This window comes from Streptomyces sp. NPDC006510 (genome assembly GCF_040611955.1).
GTDB lineage: Bacteria > Actinomycetota > Actinomycetes > Streptomycetales > Streptomycetaceae > Streptomyces.
The window spans coordinates 19,402-35,198 of record NZ_JBEXPH010000020.1 but is presented as its reverse complement, the minus strand read 5'-3'; the positions used below and the strand labels follow the sequence as shown (position 1 = coordinate 35,198).

The 15,797-nt window shown below is 70.9% G+C and carries 17 protein-coding genes and 2 pseudogenes; 9 read left to right on the top strand and 10 right to left on the bottom strand.

The window, feature by feature from the left end:
* Positions 1 to 9 precede the first annotated feature (9 nt).
* The 4 genes from ABZY11_RS09520 (at position 10) to ABZY11_RS09505 (ending at position 4,052) form a co-directional block, all read left to right on the top strand.
* Positions 10 to 1,599 carry a helix-turn-helix domain-containing protein gene (locus tag ABZY11_RS09520; RefSeq protein ID WP_356478585.1) on the top strand — a complete coding sequence of 530 codons (1,590 nt, stop codon included), beginning with the start codon at positions 10 to 12 and terminating at the stop codon, positions 1,597 to 1,599.
* Positions 1,600 to 2,169: a transcriptional regulator gene (locus ABZY11_RS09515; RefSeq protein ID WP_356478584.1), complete on the top strand. Its 570-nt coding sequence runs from the start codon at positions 1,600 to 1,602 to the stop codon at positions 2,167 to 2,169.
* Between the two features lie 63 nt (positions 2,170 to 2,232).
* Positions 2,233 to 3,207 (top strand): DUF2268 domain-containing putative Zn-dependent protease, encoded by a 975-nt coding sequence (locus tag ABZY11_RS09510; protein WP_356478583.1) that lies wholly within the window; start codon positions 2,233 to 2,235, stop codon positions 3,205 to 3,207.
* A complete protein-coding gene (locus tag ABZY11_RS09505; RefSeq protein WP_356478582.1) occupies positions 3,204 to 4,052 on the top strand; it encodes a MerR family transcriptional regulator in 849 nt (282 codons plus the stop codon). Before ABZY11_RS09510 ends, ABZY11_RS09505 begins: the two co-directional genes overlap by 4 nt.
* A 40-nt stretch (positions 4,053 to 4,092) precedes the next feature.
* On the opposite strand, the gene ABZY11_RS09500 is transcribed toward ABZY11_RS09505, so the two are convergent.
* The 3 genes from ABZY11_RS09500 to ABZY11_RS09490 all read right to left on the bottom strand — a co-directional run bounded on the left by ABZY11_RS09500 (position 4,093) and on the right by ABZY11_RS09490 (position 5,914).
* Complete coding sequence (locus ABZY11_RS09500) at positions 4,093 to 4,857, bottom strand: class I SAM-dependent methyltransferase (RefSeq protein WP_356478581.1); 765 nt, start codon at positions 4,855 to 4,857, stop codon at positions 4,093 to 4,095.
* Between the two features lie 68 nt (positions 4,858 to 4,925).
* A complete protein-coding gene (locus ABZY11_RS09495; RefSeq protein WP_356478580.1) occupies positions 4,926 to 5,330 on the bottom strand; it encodes a hypothetical protein in 405 nt (134 codons plus the stop codon).
* Positions 5,327 to 5,914, bottom strand: coding sequence for a YdeI/OmpD-associated family protein (locus ABZY11_RS09490; protein ID WP_356478579.1), 588 nt, complete (start codon positions 5,912 to 5,914; stop codon positions 5,327 to 5,329). The genes ABZY11_RS09495 and ABZY11_RS09490 overlap by 4 nt, the downstream gene beginning before the upstream one ends.
* Before the next feature lie 248 nt (positions 5,915 to 6,162).
* Between ABZY11_RS09490 and ABZY11_RS09485 the strand changes: the two genes are divergently transcribed.
* A complete protein-coding gene (locus tag ABZY11_RS09485) occupies positions 6,163 to 7,449 on the top strand; it encodes an MFS transporter (protein ID WP_356478578.1) in 1,287 nt (428 codons plus the stop codon).
* A gap of 129 nt (positions 7,450 to 7,578) precedes the next feature.
* Here ABZY11_RS09485 and ABZY11_RS09480 read toward each other — a convergent pair whose 3' ends face one another.
* Together ABZY11_RS09480 and ABZY11_RS09475 are read right to left on the bottom strand one after the other, a co-directional pair.
* Complete coding sequence (locus ABZY11_RS09480) at positions 7,579 to 7,809, bottom strand: hypothetical protein (protein WP_356478577.1); 231 nt, start codon at positions 7,807 to 7,809, stop codon at positions 7,579 to 7,581.
* Entirely contained in the window at positions 7,803 to 8,300 is a 498-nt protein-coding gene (locus tag ABZY11_RS09475; protein ID WP_356478576.1) for a DUF4232 domain-containing protein, read from the bottom strand. The genes ABZY11_RS09480 and ABZY11_RS09475 overlap by 7 nt, the downstream gene beginning before the upstream one ends.
* Before the next feature lie 727 nt (positions 8,301 to 9,027).
* Here ABZY11_RS09475 and ABZY11_RS09470 point away from each other — a divergent pair.
* From ABZY11_RS09470 to ABZY11_RS09460, 3 genes and pseudogenes are all read left to right on the top strand, one after another.
* A complete protein-coding gene (locus tag ABZY11_RS09470) occupies positions 9,028 to 9,417 on the top strand; it encodes a hypothetical protein (RefSeq protein WP_356478575.1) in 390 nt (129 codons plus the stop codon).
* Positions 9,414 to 9,983: a TetR family transcriptional regulator gene (locus tag ABZY11_RS09465; protein WP_356478574.1), complete on the top strand. Its 570-nt coding sequence runs from the start codon at positions 9,414 to 9,416 to the stop codon at positions 9,981 to 9,983. Before ABZY11_RS09470 ends, ABZY11_RS09465 begins: the two co-directional genes overlap by 4 nt.
* A gap of 184 nt (positions 9,984 to 10,167) precedes the next feature.
* Positions 10,168 to 10,345 (top strand): annotated as a pseudogene (locus ABZY11_RS09460) (cytosine deaminase); the annotation flags it as partial.
* A gap of 323 nt (positions 10,346 to 10,668) precedes the next feature.
* On the opposite strand, the gene ABZY11_RS09455 reads toward ABZY11_RS09460, so the two are convergent.
* The 4 genes from ABZY11_RS09455 to ABZY11_RS09440 all read right to left on the bottom strand — a co-directional run bounded on the left by ABZY11_RS09455 (position 10,669) and on the right by ABZY11_RS09440 (position 14,037).
* Entirely contained in the window at positions 10,669 to 11,451 is a 783-nt protein-coding gene (locus ABZY11_RS09455) for an ABC transporter permease (protein ID WP_356478573.1), read from the bottom strand.
* Complete coding sequence (locus ABZY11_RS09450; RefSeq protein WP_356478618.1) at positions 11,448 to 12,437, bottom strand: ATP-binding cassette domain-containing protein; 990 nt, start codon at positions 12,435 to 12,437, stop codon at positions 11,448 to 11,450. The genes ABZY11_RS09455 and ABZY11_RS09450 overlap by 4 nt, the downstream gene beginning before the upstream one ends.
* 146 nt (positions 12,438 to 12,583) lie before the next feature.
* Positions 12,584 to 13,426 (bottom strand): DUF4097 family beta strand repeat-containing protein, encoded by an 843-nt coding sequence (locus tag ABZY11_RS09445; protein WP_356478572.1) that lies wholly within the window; start codon positions 13,424 to 13,426, stop codon positions 12,584 to 12,586.
* A 92-nt stretch (positions 13,427 to 13,518) separates the two neighbouring features.
* On the bottom strand, positions 13,519 to 14,037 hold the full coding sequence (locus ABZY11_RS09440; RefSeq protein ID WP_356478571.1) for a hypothetical protein: 519 nt from the start codon (positions 14,035 to 14,037) through the stop codon (positions 13,519 to 13,521).
* Positions 14,038 to 14,402: 365 nt separating this feature from the next.
* On the opposite strand from ABZY11_RS09440, the gene ABZY11_RS09435 reads away from it, so the two are divergent.
* Positions 14,403 to 15,278: a DUF3626 domain-containing protein gene (locus tag ABZY11_RS09435; RefSeq protein WP_356478570.1), complete on the top strand. Its 876-nt coding sequence runs from the start codon at positions 14,403 to 14,405 to the stop codon at positions 15,276 to 15,278.
* Positions 15,279 to 15,306: 28 nt separating this feature from the next.
* Here ABZY11_RS09435 and ABZY11_RS09430 read toward each other — a convergent pair.
* Positions 15,307 to 15,738: pseudogene (locus ABZY11_RS09430) on the bottom strand (transposase); the annotation flags it as partial.
* Positions 15,739 to 15,797: the final 59 nt, after the last annotated feature.

Below are 15,797 nucleotides of genomic sequence, written 5' to 3'. Positions count from 1 at the left end.
AGCGCTCCGGTGAGTGACTTCGACACGATCGACGCGCTGCTCGCGGCCGTCGGTCCCCAGGCCGAACTCCCGCCGCCGGACGTCCGGCGGGAGCTGCGGGAGCGGGCCAGGCTCTCCAAGGCCCAGGTGGCCCGTACGCTCGGCGTGAGTCCGAGCACGGTCGGCGCGTGGGAGGGCGGCCGTGACCCGGCGGACGCGATCCGCGCCAAGTACGCGTATCTGCTGGACGGACTGGCCGCAAAGCTCGACGCCGGTACGGTGCAGGGAGCGGCGCCCGGGACGGAAGAACAGCCCGCGGCGGCCGACGCTCCTTCGTCTTCGCCATCACCGACGCCGTCACCCGTGACCGAGGAGGGCGAGGCCGGGGACGAGGTGGAGTCCCTCGGCGCCCCCGAGCCGTGTGTACTGTGCGGATCGCCCGCCAGGCACCGGGTGGCGGGCTTCGCCCAGCACCTGGACCCGGCCGAGTGCCGACCCGCCCCCGCTGCACAACCCACTGCCACACAGCCCACCGGTACGTCGCCCACCGCCGCAGCGCCCGAGGCCCCGGCCCCCGAGGCCGCACCCTCCCGGGCCGCCGCGCACTCCGCCCAGCGCTCCCGGGGCCCGGCCAAGCGCGCGTTCCAGGAGCAGTCCGGGCCCGGGGACCTGATCGGCCGGACCGTCCAGGCGGCGCTCGCCGAGCATCAGGGCGACGTCGACGCGGCCCTCGCGGCGCTGCTGAAGCGGGCGATCCCGGACGCGATGCGGCTGCTGGACGAGACCCGCAAGGGAGCGCGGTACGACATCGTCGCGCACCCGTGGATCCCGGACATCCTGCGCAAGCAGACCTCCAAGGACGCGGACCGGATCTGGGAGGCGCGCCCGAAGTGGACCCGCCACGAACTGCCGCCCGGCCGCCACGAGGTGACCGCACTCGACATCAACGGCGCCTACCTCTCCGCCCTCAAGACCCACCTCCCGCTCGGTCAGCTGGAACACACCACCGGCTTCGCCCACGACCGCCGCCGCGCCGGTGTCCACCTCATCACCCCGCCCGAGTGGGAACACGAGGCGGTGCTGCCCAACCCGATCGGCAACCGGGACGAGCCCGGCCCGCTGTGGGTCACCGAACCTACCCTGCGCCTCCTGCTGCGCCTCTCCGGCCCGAAGCACGCCTTGTGCGCACCCCCGGAGATCCATGAGTCCTACACGTCCGGTGCGACGGAGAATCTGCTGGAGAAGTTCCGCGTCGCCCTCAAGGACGCCCGGGACACGGCGATCGCCGAGGGCGACGAGGTGACGCTGGAGTACGTGAAGGCGATGTACTCGAAGTTCGTCTCCACGATGGGGGAGTCGAACTACAACCGGGAGCTCTACCGCCCGGACTGGATGCACATCATCCGCAGCCAGGCGTTCTCCAACCTCTGGATGAAGGCCCTCAAGGCCCACGACGAGGGTCTCACCGTCGTACGCGCGATGGGCACCGACGAGCTCCATGTCATCGGCGACTGGCACCGTGTCTTTGCCGAGGGCCGCGGTGTGACCGAGGTCAAGATGAAGGACACCTACACCGCGGGCAGCAGCGAGTCCGAGGACATGGCGGGGGAGGAGGAGTAGATGCCCGAGAGGACCCTCGACTTCGGGAAGTTCGGCGCCCGGGGCATCAAGGGCAGCGACGCCGTCGCACGCAAACTCGACGAGTTGGCCGACGGCATCGTCACCCCGGTGACCGTGAAACGCGGCCTGATGGCCCGACTGCACTACCTGACCAGGACCGGCCACAGCCGCAGAGCGGCCAGGGACGCCGGACTGACGGTGACCGACCGCACGCTGAAGGCGTGGCTGGACGAACGACGCCGGCCGTCGAAGGCCAACCTGGAGCGCATCGACGCCGCCTACCGCCAGGTGCGCCGCCAGAACGTCGCCCGGCATCTCCTCCGACGCCTGAACGCCGACGGCGGGACGCGGGTGGAGATCCATCCACTGAACCAGTCGCAGGTGCCGCGTCCGCTCCAGCGGGTGGTGGAGTACCGCACGATGAACGTCCGCCGCTGGGACCGCATCGTCGAGGCCTGGGTATCCGGCGACCACCAGGCCCTGGACGACGCCTGGGAAGACGTCATCGTCGACCTGGGATCCCAGTGGGGCCAGTACGAGTACGTCACCAACATCGGCTTCGCCGCGTAAACGGCCGTTCCGCCGCCGCACGGCTTGCCCCTCCCGTAACAGGAGGTCCTACGTTCCCATGGCATGAAGATTGTTGTTCATGACACGGCGTCCGCCATGGCCGATCTCTTCCGGCGCCCGTTGGCGGAACGGCCCGACGCCCTGCGGGAGCTGCTCGGCCCGCTGCAGAGCGTGATGTCCACGGTGGGCGATGTCGACACGTTCCGGATGCACACGATGGGCAGTGGTTTCAGGATCGACCGTGAGGACCCGCGCTACCTGACGGCCCTGGGGCAGCTGCGGGACGCTGAGGTGTGGGACCGGATCGAGGACAGCCTCGCCGCCGCGTGGCAGCGGCTGAGCGGTGCGGTGCCCGGAATAAGGAACGCCGGGACCGTGCATGTCGTCCTGGTGCTCGGCAACCCCGACGACGACCTGCTGACGGTCCGCAACGCCGGCTACCTCGGCATGGGCGGAATCCCGGGGGCCATCCAGCTGACGATCTGGCCCACCGCGACCAGCCTGGCGAAGATCGGCCACGCCGCCGCGCACGAGCTCCACCACAATGTGCGCTACGCCAACGTGGTCTGGAACCCCGTGACGGTCACGGTCGGCGAACAGGTCGTGGCCGAGGGGCTGGCCGAGGCGTTCGTACGGGAACTGGCCGGTGAGCGGGCCATGGGGCCCTGGGCGACGGCGCTGTCCGGCGCGGAACTGGACGACGTGTACGAGAAGGTCACGGCCGGGATCGACGTGGCCGGTATGCAGAACCTGCCCGCGTACGTGTACGGCGACGCCACCGCGCAGCGCATGGGGTGCCGGCCCGTCGGACTGCCGGACTTCGCCGGGTACGCGGCTGGTCTGCGGATCGTCGACGCCCATCTGGCGGCCTCCGGCCTGACCGCGGCCCAGAGCACCGCGCTGCCCACGCACGACATCCTCACGAACGCGGGCGTGCCCACCGGGGCGGCGGCTGATGCGCCTCCCGGAGCAGCGGGCCCCGGCACAGCGGGCCCCCAAGCCCCCGCCCCGGCGAGCCGGGCGACACTGGACGGATGACCAGCGACGCCCCCGAGCAGGAACCGGCCACCACCGAGGAGGGCGCCGGAGCGCCCGGTCCCGGCAGCCTCGCCGTCGGCCGGGCGGCCGCGCTCGTCGGGGTCAGCGTGAAGACACTGCACCACTGGGACGCGATCGGTCTCGCGCGCCCGAGCGGGCGCACCTGGGCCGGACACCGGGTGTACTCGGGCGACGACATCGCCCGGATCCACCGCGTCCTCGTCTACAAGGAGCTCGGGTTCCCGCTCGCCGAGATCGGCCGGATCCTCGACGACCCGGACGTCGACGCGCACGACCACCTGCGCCGGCAGCGGTCACAGCTCGTGGACCGCATCGCCCGCCTGCAGCGGATGGTGCACGCCGTCGATCGCATGATGGAGGCGTCGCAACCCGGGATGCGGCTGACGCCGGAGGAGCAGGCCGAGATCTTCGGTGCCGACTGGCAGCCCGCCTGGGTCGAGCAGGCCGAGGACCGCTGGGGCGACAGCGCGCAGTGGGCACAGTACGCGGAACGGGCCGCCGGGATGACCCCGGAGGACTGGCAGGAGACCGCGGCCGCGACCGAGGCCCTGAACGCCGACCTCGCCACGGCGAAGCGCGCCGGAGTCGTACCGGGCTCCGACGCGGCGAACACCCTCGCGGAGCGTCACCGAGCCCTGATCTCGGCGTACTTCGACTGCACGCACGCGATGCAGGTGTGCATCGGCCGGATGTACGTCGACGAGCCCGAGTACGCCGAGTACTACGACGCGCTCGCGCCGGGCCTGACCGTCTGGCTGCGCGATGCGATCTTCGCGAACGCCGGGGCGCGAGGCGTCGACCCGGAGTCCGCGAAATGGGAGTGAGCGCGTTCCGCCCTCGGGACGGCAGGTGTTCCGGAGTCGTTCAGCCCACCGGAACGAGCGTGAGGTAGGCCATCCCGAGCACTCCCCGGTAGCCCTTCAGCCAGCTCGCCCGGTGCCGGTCGACGCGCTCGCGCGTCTCCTTCGCCAGCGGGTGGTCCGGGTGGGTGGCCAGCCACTCCTCCACGTCCGACTGATAGCCGGACTCGAAGTCCTCCCACTCGTCGTCGCCGGCCGTCTCGATCCAGACGGGCCGGAACCCGGCGGACACCGCGAGGTCGACGAGTCCGGCCAGATCATGGAATTCGTCGGCACGGGCGTCCGGCCACATCGCGGCCAGTTCGGCGGAGGTGGGGGAGCGCTGCCAGAAGCCCTCGGCGAGAAGGACCCGCCCTCCTGGCGCGACGATCCGGCGCAGCGCCCGCAGTGCGCCCGCACTGTGCTCGGGCGGTTCCGCGTCGCTGAGGGCGTGACTGGCCCCGAGACACAGGACGAGGTCGGCGGACCCGTGCGACGCCTCCTCGGCGGACCCCTCGACGAACTCCACGCGTCCGGTCAGCGCACGGGCCTCGGCATTCGCGCGTCCCCGGGCGATGTCCTCACCGTTGAGATCGATTCCGATCCCGGTCGCCCCCGGCACCGCGTCGAGGACGCGGAGCATCAACTCCCCCCAGCCACAACCGATGTCCACAACCCGTGCGGGGGCGGCCCGGCCGAGCCTGTCGACGATCCGCGCGGCCCGCGCCTCGGAGAGCGGACCGTGGAAAGTGAGCCGGGTCAGGCGCGGCGGAAGATCGGTTTCAGTCATGTGGCGCACGCTAACGCCGACGGGCCCGCCATGGACACCGAGTTTCGCTCCCGCCGCACCGGCTCACCTCAGAGCCGGCAGGGCCACAGGCCGACGTTCTCCCGTGCGACGCGGACCTCGACCCAGGGCGCATCGGAGCTCTCCGGCGGTGGTGGAACCGCGAGTTCGAACAGGATCGGCGCGCCGCCCACGTCCAGCAGTGCCATGCCGTCCCCGGTGAGGCTCAGCCGCCCCCGGAAGACGATGCGGTCGCCGTCCTCCCGGAGCCCGGGGGCGGCAGAAGAGGCCGGCCAGGCGTTCTCCGACCAGACGATGTCCTCGTCGACGGTCCACTCGACATGCTGCTCGCGCCCCACCTCCTCGGGGTCACCGTGCCAGAGCACCACGGCGGTGCCCACCGCGGAGCGCACCCGGACCGTCGCGGGCTCCGACGGGACCTGCCGCACCGCCTCCGTCCGGACCGGCACGCTCATTCCGCTCGTTCTGCCAGGTCGCCGCGCGCGAGCCGGTGCAGGACCTTGTCGATCCGGGCCTTCCGGGTCTCCGGGGTGAGCGCCTGGAGCAACGGCAGGATCAGCTGGTAGCGCCCCGTCCTGTCGAGAGCCTCGAACGCCTTCCTGGCCCCGGGATCCGCTTCGAGTGCCGTCACCAGGTCGGGCGGTGCCGTCGCCGTCCGCTGCGACTCGTACGCCGCCGCCCACCGCCCGTCCTCCTGGGCCCTGCGCACCTCGGCCAGCCCGGGTTCGCGCATCCGCCCCGCGGCCGTCAGCTGCGCCACCTTGTCCACATTCACCTGCGACCACAGGCTCCTGGGGCGACGCGGCACGTACTTCTGCAGGTAGTACCGCTCGTCGCACGACCGGCGCTGCCCGGAGATCCAGCCGTAGCACAGCCCGAGGTCGACCATCTCGTCGTCGGTGACCGTCGCGATGCCGGACTTCTTTTTGGCCACCTTGACCCATACGCCCGCGCTGCGGGTGCCGTGCTCGGCCAGCCAGTCCTCGAACGCCTCGGCGTCCGTGAACGCGATGACCTCCACCCCGTCGATCTCGTCCATACGGCTCAGGCTATCGCCGGCGGACGGTACCTTTGCCGCACGCCCGGATGTTCGGGCAGCGAATGACCGTGAGGAGCCAGGACATGCCCGGTCGCCCGAGCACGCGTTGACGTTTTGGGCCGTGACGGCCTGTCATCGCGTGCTGCCTCCTGATACGCGGCACAGCGAGCCTTCCCCCACCCGAACCGGCGGCACATCCGACGTGCGCCGGGTGGTGGGCACCTTCTCCGGCAACCCGAGGGGTTCCTGTGCTGTCCGCTTCCTCCACCGCGTCCGATTCCGGGCGCCCTGTTCCGCCCGGCCTGTGGCGGGACGGTGACTTCCGTCGGCTCTGGGTGGGCCAGACGGCCTCCCAACTCGGGGAACACGCAAGCCTGGTGATCCTTCCGCTGATCGCCGTTCTGAACCTCGACGCCGGTGCCGGCCAACTGGGCGGCCTCCGCGCGGTGGGGCAGACGCCGGTCCTGCTGTTCTCACTCCTCGTCGGCGCGTGGGTGGACGGATGGCGGACCCGTACGGTGATGGTCCTGGCCGATCTCGGCCGGGCCCTGGCGCTGGGATCGGCCGCCGTGGCCGCTCTCCTGGGCGGGCCGGGCCTGCCGTTCCTGCTCGTGGTCGCCTTCGCCGTCGGGACCCTGTCCGTGTTCTTCGACGTGGCCTACCAGGCTTCCCTCGTACGGTTGGTGAGACGCGATCGGCTGGTACGCGGTAACAGCGCGCTGGAGGGCAGCCGGTCCGCGGCCCAGACGGGTGGCCCCGCCCTCGGCGGCATGCTGGTCTCCCTGTTGTCGGCGCCGGTCGCCGCCGCGTCCGGCGCGCTGTTCTTCGCGCTGTCGTTCCTGTCGATCCGGCGGATCCGCCGCCACGAACCGGTCCCGGGTCGAGGGGAACGTCCCCCTCGGGTCCGGCGGCGGATTCACGAGGGTCTCCGCTTCGTCGTCGGCGATCCACTGCTGCGGACGGTGGGGCTCGCCTCGGCCGCCTTCCAGTTCTCCTTCGCGGCGTTGATGACCGCCTATCTGCTCTTCCTCACCCGCGAGCTGCACCTCTCGGGCACCGCTGTCGGGCCGGCGCTCGCGGCGACGGGACCGGGAGCGCTGCTGGGCTCGCTGCTCGCAGCCCGGCTTCCGGGCCGGTTCGGCCACGGGGCGGTGCTCGTGTCCGCGGCGGCACTGGGCGACGGGGTGATGCTGTGCGTGCCCGCGCTGCACGGCTCCGCCGCGGTGACGGTCCCCGTACTCCTGGCGGTCGACTTCGTGTTCGGGGTCTTCGGCCAGCTGGTGAACGTCACGGTCATGGCCGTCCGGCAGGCCGTCACCCCGGACGGGATGCAGGGCCGGGTGGCCGCGACGATCACCTTCGCCGGCATGGGACTGGCCCCGGTCGGCTCGTTGCTCGGCGGCTTCCTCGCGCAGGAGTGGGCGCCGCGCACCGCCCTCCTGGTGACGGCCGCGGGCATGATGCTGTCACCCGCCCTGATGGCCCTGTCCCCGCTCGCCCGCCTGGGACGGGTCCTTCCGGCCCCGCGCACCTGATGTCGCGCACCTGATTCCGCTCGCGACGTCGCGGCGCCCCGGAACGGGGGAGTGTTCCGGGGCGCTGCTGCCTGTGTGCCGACTCGCCGCCTCGCCGCACAGGGCGGCGCCTGAGAACTCGTCGGTGTGTCAGAACTCGTCGGCGCCGTTGCGCAGTTCGTACGTCCAGTAGCCGGTTTTCGCGGCCGCGTCGTCGACCGCGATTCCGCCCTTGGGCGCGGTGACGGTCTTGCTGCCCTCGGCGGGGCCGTCGGCGGCGAAGAGGTTCACGTAGAAGGAGCTGACGGCGTGGTTCTCCTCGTCGACACCGCCGTTGTTGATCCGCACGGCCGCGTAGGCCGGGGTACCGGAGTTCAGCACGATGGCGGTGCCGGGCTTGCTCTTGGCGACGGCCGGACGTCCTTGGATGTCTGGGGGAGGTCGCCGAAGCCGAGCAGCGGGTACTGGAGCAGCGTGCAGGCGTGGCCCGAGACGTTGGTCGCGGTCAGCGTGATGTGCGTGGTGGGCACGCCCTGCTGCTTGGTCGCGGAGATCTTCACGTCGTTGACGGTGCAGGCCGGGGCCTTGGTTCCGGCCTGCTTCTTGACGTCGGCCTGCTTCTCGACACTGACCTGCTTCTTGACGCCGGCCTGAACGGCGGTGCCGGTGGAGCCGGAGGTACCGGAGCCGGCGGTGGTCGAACCCGTGGTGCCCGTGCCTCTGTTGCTGCTCGTGCCCTGCTCGGCGGAGACGGACGCGGCGGCCCCGTTGTCCTTCGAGCTGTCGTCACCGCCGCAGGCGGTGAGCGTCATGCTCAGGGCGGCGACGGCGGTCGCGGCGAGTACGGCAGGGCGGCGGATGGAGGTACGCATGTCGGTGCTCCCCGTGTGATGCGGTCGGTGCGGTTGCTGCCGGTGCGGCGGCTGGTCTGCTCATGGCTTTGGCCTCCGGACTGCTGTTCCGCTGACGTCCGGCTGATGTGCCGCTGACGCCATCACCGCCGCCCCGCCGACGCTCCGACGGGCCCTGCCAGGGAACCAGCACCAGTCGGCCGCGGGTGCCGCCCTCGGCCAGTCGGCGGTGGGCCTGCGCCGCTTCGTGGAGGGGAGCAGGGCGCCCGTCCGTACCACCGGGGACCAGCGCGCGTACGGCTTCGGCGAGATCGGCCGAGCGGGGAACGAACCACCGGGCTCCTGCGGCCCGGACGAATGCCTCGTCCCCCGGCCGCGGCACGGGGGCTCTCCGCTAGGGGTGTCAGCGGGTCGGTGTCCGCCCCCCTTGCGCGGCAGGCCGTCGATCGCCCCGTCGAGGCACCGCCCCCCTCGGACCTCACCCCGTCGCGGGGCGCAGCTCGCGGATGATGCGGGCCGGGGCGGCCGCGAGGCGGACCGGCCTGCCCGCAACCTTCTTGTGAGATGTCCGGCAGCCCTCCGGCAGCCCTCCGGCCCGCCACACTGCCGACTTGATACGGACCCGACGGGGCCTCCCACTGCCTTCCGCTGCCCTCGCTGGTAACTCGCCCTTCCATTTGATTTGGACGACCGTCCAGGACTATCGTCCAAATCGACGACCGACTCCCGCACAGCGACGGAGAACGTGATGAATCAATCCCTGTTGGCGACGGTGACCGCGGCTCTGCTGGTCTGGGAAGCGCTGCTGCTGATCCCCATGGTGCCGGGGAAGCTGATCGATACGCGGGACTTCTCCCCGCTTCCCCGGTGGCAGTACAACAGCTTCAACGTGTATCTCACCTCTCTGGGGCTCGCCAGCTTCGTGGTGGCCGGGTTCGCCATGGCGAACCAGCATTGGGCCTTCGTGGCGGCACTGGCACTGAGCCTGGGGTACATCGCGGTCTTCGCGGCCGACCTCGGCGCGGTCTTCCCGGTCGTGCCCGACCCGCTGCCTGTGCAGTTGCTCGTCCTCGAAGCCATCGCCCTGGCCTCGGCCGGTGTGAACGTCGTGATTGCGATCCAGGGGATGCGGCTGTGAGCAACGAGTCCTCGCACAGGACGGATACACGCGAGAAGATCATCGAGGCTGCTGCCTCCCTCATCCCCGAGCTGGGCTGGGGCGGCGTGAGCAGTCGTCGGGTCGCGGAACGCGCGGGCGTGAACACCGGTGTGATCCATTACCACGTGGGGAGCATCGGTGAACTCCGGCGTATCGCCGCAGTACGTAAGATCCGAGCGTTCTTCCTCGACCGGATCGGTGAGGCTCTGGCGCAGACGGACCCGGCGGCGGCCGTCGAAACCCTGCTCCGCGCGCTGTCCGCGAACGATCCGCGTGACCCGGAACTGCTGCTGCTGTACGAGTCCCTCGTCGCAGCGAGCCGGGACGACCGGTTGCGCGCCGAAATCGCTGCCTCGCTGGCCGAGCTGCGGCAGCAGCTGAGTGACTGGTTCGCAGAGCGGGGGGTTGCGCGCCCGCTCACCGTCGCGGTGACCCTCACCGCGGCGATAGACGGTTACCTGCTCCAGCGGTCGCTCGACCCGACCCTTGAGCCCGGCCCGCTCATCGACGGCTTGGTCGGCCTGGTCGGGCGACAGCTCACATAGAGCCGACCCGGACTCGGCCTCCTCGAACAGATGCGAGGAGGCCGCCGGGCCGGACAGGGGAGGGGCGCTCCAAATCGTCGTTCAGCGCGTGCAGTTCAGGCATCACCCACTCCCTCCTGTCCCCTTCCTCTCTGAAGCGGCAGCACCAGGACGGTCCGGCCGGGTCCACCGCGACTACGAAGCCGGCGCGCACGGCGGTGCCGACGTCATGCGGCTGCCCTGCGCCGACCTCACCCCGGGCTCGCCGGCCGACTTCGTCCTGCCCCGCGCCGAGTGCCTGCCGCAGGTCGTGGTCGACATGCCCGCGCGACATGGTGGTGCACGGCGGACGGGTCGTCGCCCGTGACGGCCGACCGACCTGACGGTTCTCGTCCTTCCGGTCCTCCGCCCCGGCCGCCCCGGTGGCCTCCCGTCGCCTCATCGCACGCAGAGGGTGACGGGACGCCCTGGACGACCCGCGGGCGCCGGGACAGGCCGGGAAGGCACAAGGAGGACGGCACACGTGGCGGCAGGCACCGGCCGGAAGGGCGACGGGGAACAGCCGTCCGCCGCGGCGACGCGCACCCCAACGGCTGACGGGGCGCCCGGGGACGGATGCCGGACAGCGGCGAGCGGAGGGCTCCGCGTGCATGGAGCCCTCCGCCGTGGTGCGGGTACGAGATCGACCGGGTGGAGCGACCGGCTCTCAGCGCTTGGTGGTGCTGTTGAACAGCGAGCGCGACCAGAAGTAGCCGACCAGCGTGATGCCGACGCACCAGGCGAGCGAGATCCAGCCGTTGTTGCCGATCGCGGAGCCGGAGAGCAGGCCGCGCAGGGTCTCGGTCATCGGCGTGAACGGCTGGTTCTCGGCGAACCAGCGCAGGCCCGGCGACATCGAGTCGGCCGGCACGAACGCCGAACCGAGGAACGGCATGAACTGGATCAGCAGCGGCTTGTTGCTCGCGGACTCGACGGTCTTGGACATCAGGCCGAGTGCCACCGCCAGCCAGGTCACCGCGAACGCGATGGCCGCGAGGAGACCGGCGGCGGCCAGCCACTCCAGCGGGTTCGCGCCGGACCGGAACCCGACGGCGAGTGCGACGCCCACGACCAGGACGATGCACACCATCGTCTGGACGACGCTGCCGATGACATGCCCCGTCATGAACGACGAGCGCGTGATGTTCATGGTGCGGAAGCGGTTGATGATGCCCTCGGTCATGTCGGAGCAGACCGCGATCGAGGTCGACATCGAGCCGGCGGCCACCCCCATGACGATGATGCCGGGCGTCAGGTAGTCCAGATACGCGTCCCGGCCGCCGCCCATGCCGGCGCCGATCGAGTCACCGAAGGCGTACACGAACAGCAGCAGCATCAGGATCGGCGTCATGGCACTGCCGAACCCCACGGCCGGATAGCGGATCGCGTGCTTCAGGTTGCGCCGCAGCATCGTCATCGAGTCGTGCACGGCATAGGTGAGGGTGCTCATCGCAGGGTCTCCTTGACGTGAAGCGGGGTGGCGGTGCCGTTGCCGGTCAGGGCGAGGAACACGTCGTCCAGGTCGGGGGTGTGCACGGAGAAGTCGGCGGCCCGGATCCCGGCGCCGTCGAGCCGGTCGAGCAGGCCGCGCAGCGCGTCGAGCCCGGCGTCGCCCGCCACGCGCAGGGCGAAGTTCTCCTCGTCGCGTGCGGCGCCGGGGAACGCGGCCGCCGCGCGCTCGTACTCGTCGGGGTCGGTGAACCGCAGTCGTACGTGGCTGCCGGGGATCTGCGCCTTGAGCTCGTCGGCGGATCCCTCGGCGACGATCCGGCCGCCGTCCAGCACGGCGATCCGGTCGGCCAGTTGGTCGGCCTCGTCCAGGTACTGGGTGGTGAGGAAGACCGTGGTGCCGCCCGCGACCAGCGTGCGCACCATGTCCCACGTGGTGCGGCGGCTGCGTGGGTCGAGCCCGGTCGTCGGCTCGTCCAGGAAGATCACCTGCGGGTCGCCGACCAGCGTCATGGCGAGGTCGAGCCTGCGCCGCATGCCGCCGGAGAAGGTCGCGGCCCGCTTGTCCGCGACGTCCGCGATCTCGAACCGCTCCAGCAACTCCCTGGCGCGGGACCGGCCTTCGCGCTTGCCGAGGCGCAGCAGATCGGCCATGAGGAGCAGGTTCTCCTCGGCGGTGAGCAGATCGTCGAGCGCGGCGAACTGCCCCGTGACACCGATCGCGGCACGTACGCCGTCCGGTGACGTGGCGACGTCGTGGCCCGCGACCTGGGCCTGTCCGCCGTCGGCGGCGATGAGCGTGGACAGGATCTGCACGGTGGTGGTCTTGCCGGCGCCGTTCGGCCCGAGCAGGGCGAACACCGTGCCGGCCGGGATGCGCAGATCGATGCCGTCGAGGACGGTCTTGTCGCCGTACGACTTGCGCAGACCGACGGTGGAGATGGCGGCGGGCGAGGGGTGATCGTCGCTCTGCCTGGACGTGGGCATGACAGATTTGGGCATGGAGCCCTCCGATCGAAGGGTGAAGTGGCAGGAGAAGTTGGCGAGTTGCGGTGCCGTACGGGGTGGGGCGCGGTGCCGTACGGGGTGGGGCAGGGTCAGGCGGTGGCGCGGCTCAGGCGGCGGTGCGGCTCTCAGGCGGTGGCGCGGCGGATGTCGATGTTGCCGTGCCGGGTGCGGGCGCGGACCTTGACGGTGTCCTCGGTCTTCTCCGGGCTCTCGGACGCGGTGAGCGTGTTGCGCACCTGGCCGGAGCCCGAGCTGACGTCGAGCCAGGCGGCCGTGCCCTCGCGGACGCCGACCTCGATGGAGCCGTAGGAGGTCTCCAGCTGAACGGTGCCTCGGGCCACTTCGCCCACGCGCAGGGTGCCGTGCGCGGTGGTGGCGTTGACCGAGCCCTCGGCGCGCCGGACCTCGATGTCGCCGTTGGCGCCGCTCACCCGCAGCTCACCGGTCGCGGCGCCGACGGTCGTGGTGCCGTGCGAGTTCTTCAGGACGGCGGGCCCGTCGACGAGGCCGACGCGCAGGCTGCCGGAGCTGGTGGTGATCTCGGCCGTGCCCGCGATCCGGTCCACGGTGATCGAGCCGTGCGACGCGGTCAGGTTCAGCGGGCCGGTCGAGTCGAGGCGGACGTCGCCGGACGAGGTCTTCACGCGGACCTCGCCGAGCCGGCCCTCGCCGAGCACCTGGGTCCAGGAGCCGGTCATGTCGATGCGCGAGCCCGTGGGCAGTTCGACCGTCACGTCGACGGTGCCGGTGCGGCCGAACAGATTGGACTTGGGCGTCCTGATGGTCAGCACGCCGCCCGCGTACGTGACCTCGGTCTGGTCGGCCGTCCGCACGTCCAGGTCCTTCTTCGGGTTGCGGGGCCGCACCTCGACGACCGTGTCGAGGCGGTCGCCCGCCGTGAACTGGATGGAACCGGCCACCACGTGCGCCGTGGCCGAGATCGGTTCGGGAGTGTCGAAAGAAGGCATGGCTGTCCCGTCCTCTTGGGTCTTCAGGGCGTCCCCGCTGGTGGGACGTGGTGTGGGCGAATGCGGGCGTAACGGGTCGGGCGTGGGCGCGGTCAGCGCACCCAGCCCGTGAAGCTCTGTCCGACGGTCTGGGCCTTCTCCGGCGTACGCGGCCGGGTGCCGCCGTCGACCGCGGCCGACACGGCGCGCACCAGCCAGGCGTTGACCGACAGGCCCTCGCGGTTCGCGGCCTCTTCGGCGCGGGCCTTGAGGTGGGCCGGCAGACGCAGATTGACGCGAGCGGTGCCGCCCTCGTCGCCATCGGCGGGCGCCTGTCCCCTGAGCGGTTCGACGGGCACGGCGGCCGTTTCCATGGGGCCGCCGTCGGCGGGCGACAGCGTCACCACGAAGTCGGGGTCGAGCCCACGCAGCCGTACGTCGACCGAGCCGGGGGCGAGCTCGCGGGTGATCTCGTCCATCGCGGCGGAGAGCACATTGAGCATGGTCAGACGGGTCGCCGACTCCAGAGGGGCGGTGAGCCGATCGGCCAGCTCGCGGGCATCTTCGCCACCGGCTTCAGCGGCCACCGCGAGTTCGCGACGCAGGTTGTCGACATACGGGGTGAGGTCCATGACGCCATCATGGCACCACTATGGCGCTATGTGCAAGCCTGGCTGGCGTCTTTTGTGGCCTGGGCTTGAGAATGGCCGTCTGACCTGCTGAAACGTGAAGGGGTCGGTCTGAGTCATTGTGGCGCCATGCGCGATCATTCGCTTCTGTGGGTGTGGAATGGAGCCGCATGGCACCGGATGGCGTCACGTGGCGCCATTTGGCACCGGGTGGTGCCAGACGGTGCCAGACCGTGCCGGGCGACGCCGCGACCCCGGACGTGATCCGCCGCCCTCGGATGCGCCCCGGGATACGCCCTCGAATAAGGGGCTGCCGCCCTGCGGGAATCCATGTGCGCCGGCTGATCGGCCTGGAGGACACTGCGTGGATGAGCCCCGAAACTCCCCGGACACCGCAGGCAAGAGCCCTTCGTCATGTGGCGGAGCTTGCGTCGGGCCCTCCGGTGGACCCGGTGCTGAGGGTGACCCTCAACTTCCACCCGGACCGTCTGCTGCACGGCCGGCCGATCCTTGAGGCCCTGGCCGAAGACGGCATCTACCGCTCCCAGTTCGTCACGGGGACCAGCAACGGCGGCCTGACCGCGCATCCCGGCGGAGACCGGTGGCGCTGGGAGAGCCGGATCTTCAATGGAGCGTACGACGCGGCGGCCGCTCATGAGCGACCCGTCTACGGGGCGTTGAACTTCCGCCGCAAGCCGGTCGGAGGGGCGCCGCGGTTCGGCTCCGCCCACTTCCGGCTGACCGCCCGGACGTCGGCGCGGACCACGTTCTGCTACCCGGACAGCTTCCTCGAACCCTCGGATTTCGGTGTCGCGGCCCGCATGGGGCTCATCGGGCTCGCCCTGGCCGACAGCCGGGACGACCTCGACGACTACATCGAGGCCCAGGTGCACGGACCGGTCCGACTGGACCGTCATGTGGAGGCGCTGGTCCTGGACCCGTGCTACCGAGGCACGGCTGTCGAGGCTGCGGCCCTGTCCCTCGGCTGCCCCGTCGAGTGGCACCCGGGTTTCCGTCTCGGGGCCGAGACACTTCGTCTTCACCCCGGCTACCGGGGCCAGGAGTACGTCGACCTGGGCACGCGGATCGCGGTCGGTGGCGTACTCGATCCACGCATCGTCGGAGATGCGGCACGTGACGGCCGCTACGACCCCCAGGCGGTCAAGAAGGTGTGGCACTACCTGGCGCGTTTCGGAGTGTCGGGGGAGGTCGCCGACGAACCGGTGCGTCCCGACCGCTCCTAGTGTGATGCGCCGCAAATCACGAGGGTAACTATTCCTTTGATGGCTGGCTGGGTGGGTTGATTTTGGTGAGGTAGTCGGCGAGGGATTTGAGCATCTCGTCGGCGGTCTTGGTCCAGATGAAGGGCCTGGGGTTCTCGTTCCATCCGTCGATCCAGGCCCTGATGTCTTGCTCCAGGGCCTTCACTGAGGTGTGCACCCCGCGGCGGATGAGCTTGTCCGTCAGCAGGCCGAACCACCGCTCGACCTGGTTCATCCACGAGGAGCCGGTGGGGGTGAAGTGGACGTGGAAGCGTGGGTGCTTTCCGAGCCACGTCCTGATCTCGGCGGTGTTGTGGGTGGCGTAATTGTCACAGACCAGGTGGATGTCGAGGCCAACGGGCACGGCCTTGTCGATCGTGACCAGGAACTTCTTGAACTCGATGGCCCGGTGGCGGCGGTGCAGTTCCGATATGACGCTGCCGTCGGCGATGCCAAGGTGGGTCGCGCACCGCACCACGCGCGCCGTCCGACCGTGCACCC

What these genes read in the sequence shown, in the direction of transcription:
- ABZY11_RS09495 (WP_356478580.1), bottom strand. Translation starts at nt 5,330, where the DNA reads ATGAGCGTGCCGGTCCGGACGGAGGCGGTGCGGCAGGTCCCGTCGGAG.
- ABZY11_RS09505 (WP_356478582.1), top strand. Translation starts at nt 3,204, where the DNA reads ATGACCAGCGACGCCCCCGAGCAGGAACCGGCCACCACCGAGGAGGGC.
- ABZY11_RS09515 (WP_356478584.1), top strand. Translation starts at nt 1,600, where the DNA reads ATGCCCGAGAGGACCCTCGACTTCGGGAAGTTCGGCGCCCGGGGCATC.
- ABZY11_RS09455 (WP_356478573.1), bottom strand. Translation starts at nt 11,451, where the DNA reads ATGAGCACCCTCACCTATGCCGTGCACGACTCGATGACGATGCTGCGG.
- ABZY11_RS09445 (WP_356478572.1), bottom strand. Translation starts at nt 13,426, where the DNA reads ATGCCTTCTTTCGACACTCCCGAACCGATCTCGGCCACGGCGCACGTG.
- ABZY11_RS09435 (WP_356478570.1), top strand. Translation starts at nt 14,403, where the DNA reads ATGAGCCCCGAAACTCCCCGGACACCGCAGGCAAGAGCCCTTCGTCAT.
- ABZY11_RS09490 (WP_356478579.1), bottom strand. Translation starts at nt 5,914, where the DNA reads ATGGACGAGATCGACGGGGTGGAGGTCATCGCGTTCACGGACGCCGAG.
- ABZY11_RS09440 (WP_356478571.1), bottom strand. Translation starts at nt 14,037, where the DNA reads ATGGACCTCACCCCGTATGTCGACAACCTGCGTCGCGAACTCGCGGTG.
- ABZY11_RS09450 (WP_356478618.1), bottom strand. Translation starts at nt 12,437, where the DNA reads ATGCCCACGTCCAGGCAGAGCGACGATCACCCCTCGCCCGCCGCCATC.
- ABZY11_RS09470 (WP_356478575.1), top strand. Translation starts at nt 9,028, where the DNA reads ATGAATCAATCCCTGTTGGCGACGGTGACCGCGGCTCTGCTGGTCTGG.
- ABZY11_RS09500 (WP_356478581.1), bottom strand. Translation starts at nt 4,857, where the DNA reads ATGACTGAAACCGATCTTCCGCCGCGCCTGACCCGGCTCACTTTCCAC.
- ABZY11_RS09475 (WP_356478576.1), bottom strand. Translation starts at nt 8,300, where the DNA reads ATGCGTACCTCCATCCGCCGCCCTGCCGTACTCGCCGCGACCGCCGTC.
- ABZY11_RS09510 (WP_356478583.1), top strand. Translation starts at nt 2,233, where the DNA reads ATGAAGATTGTTGTTCATGACACGGCGTCCGCCATGGCCGATCTCTTC.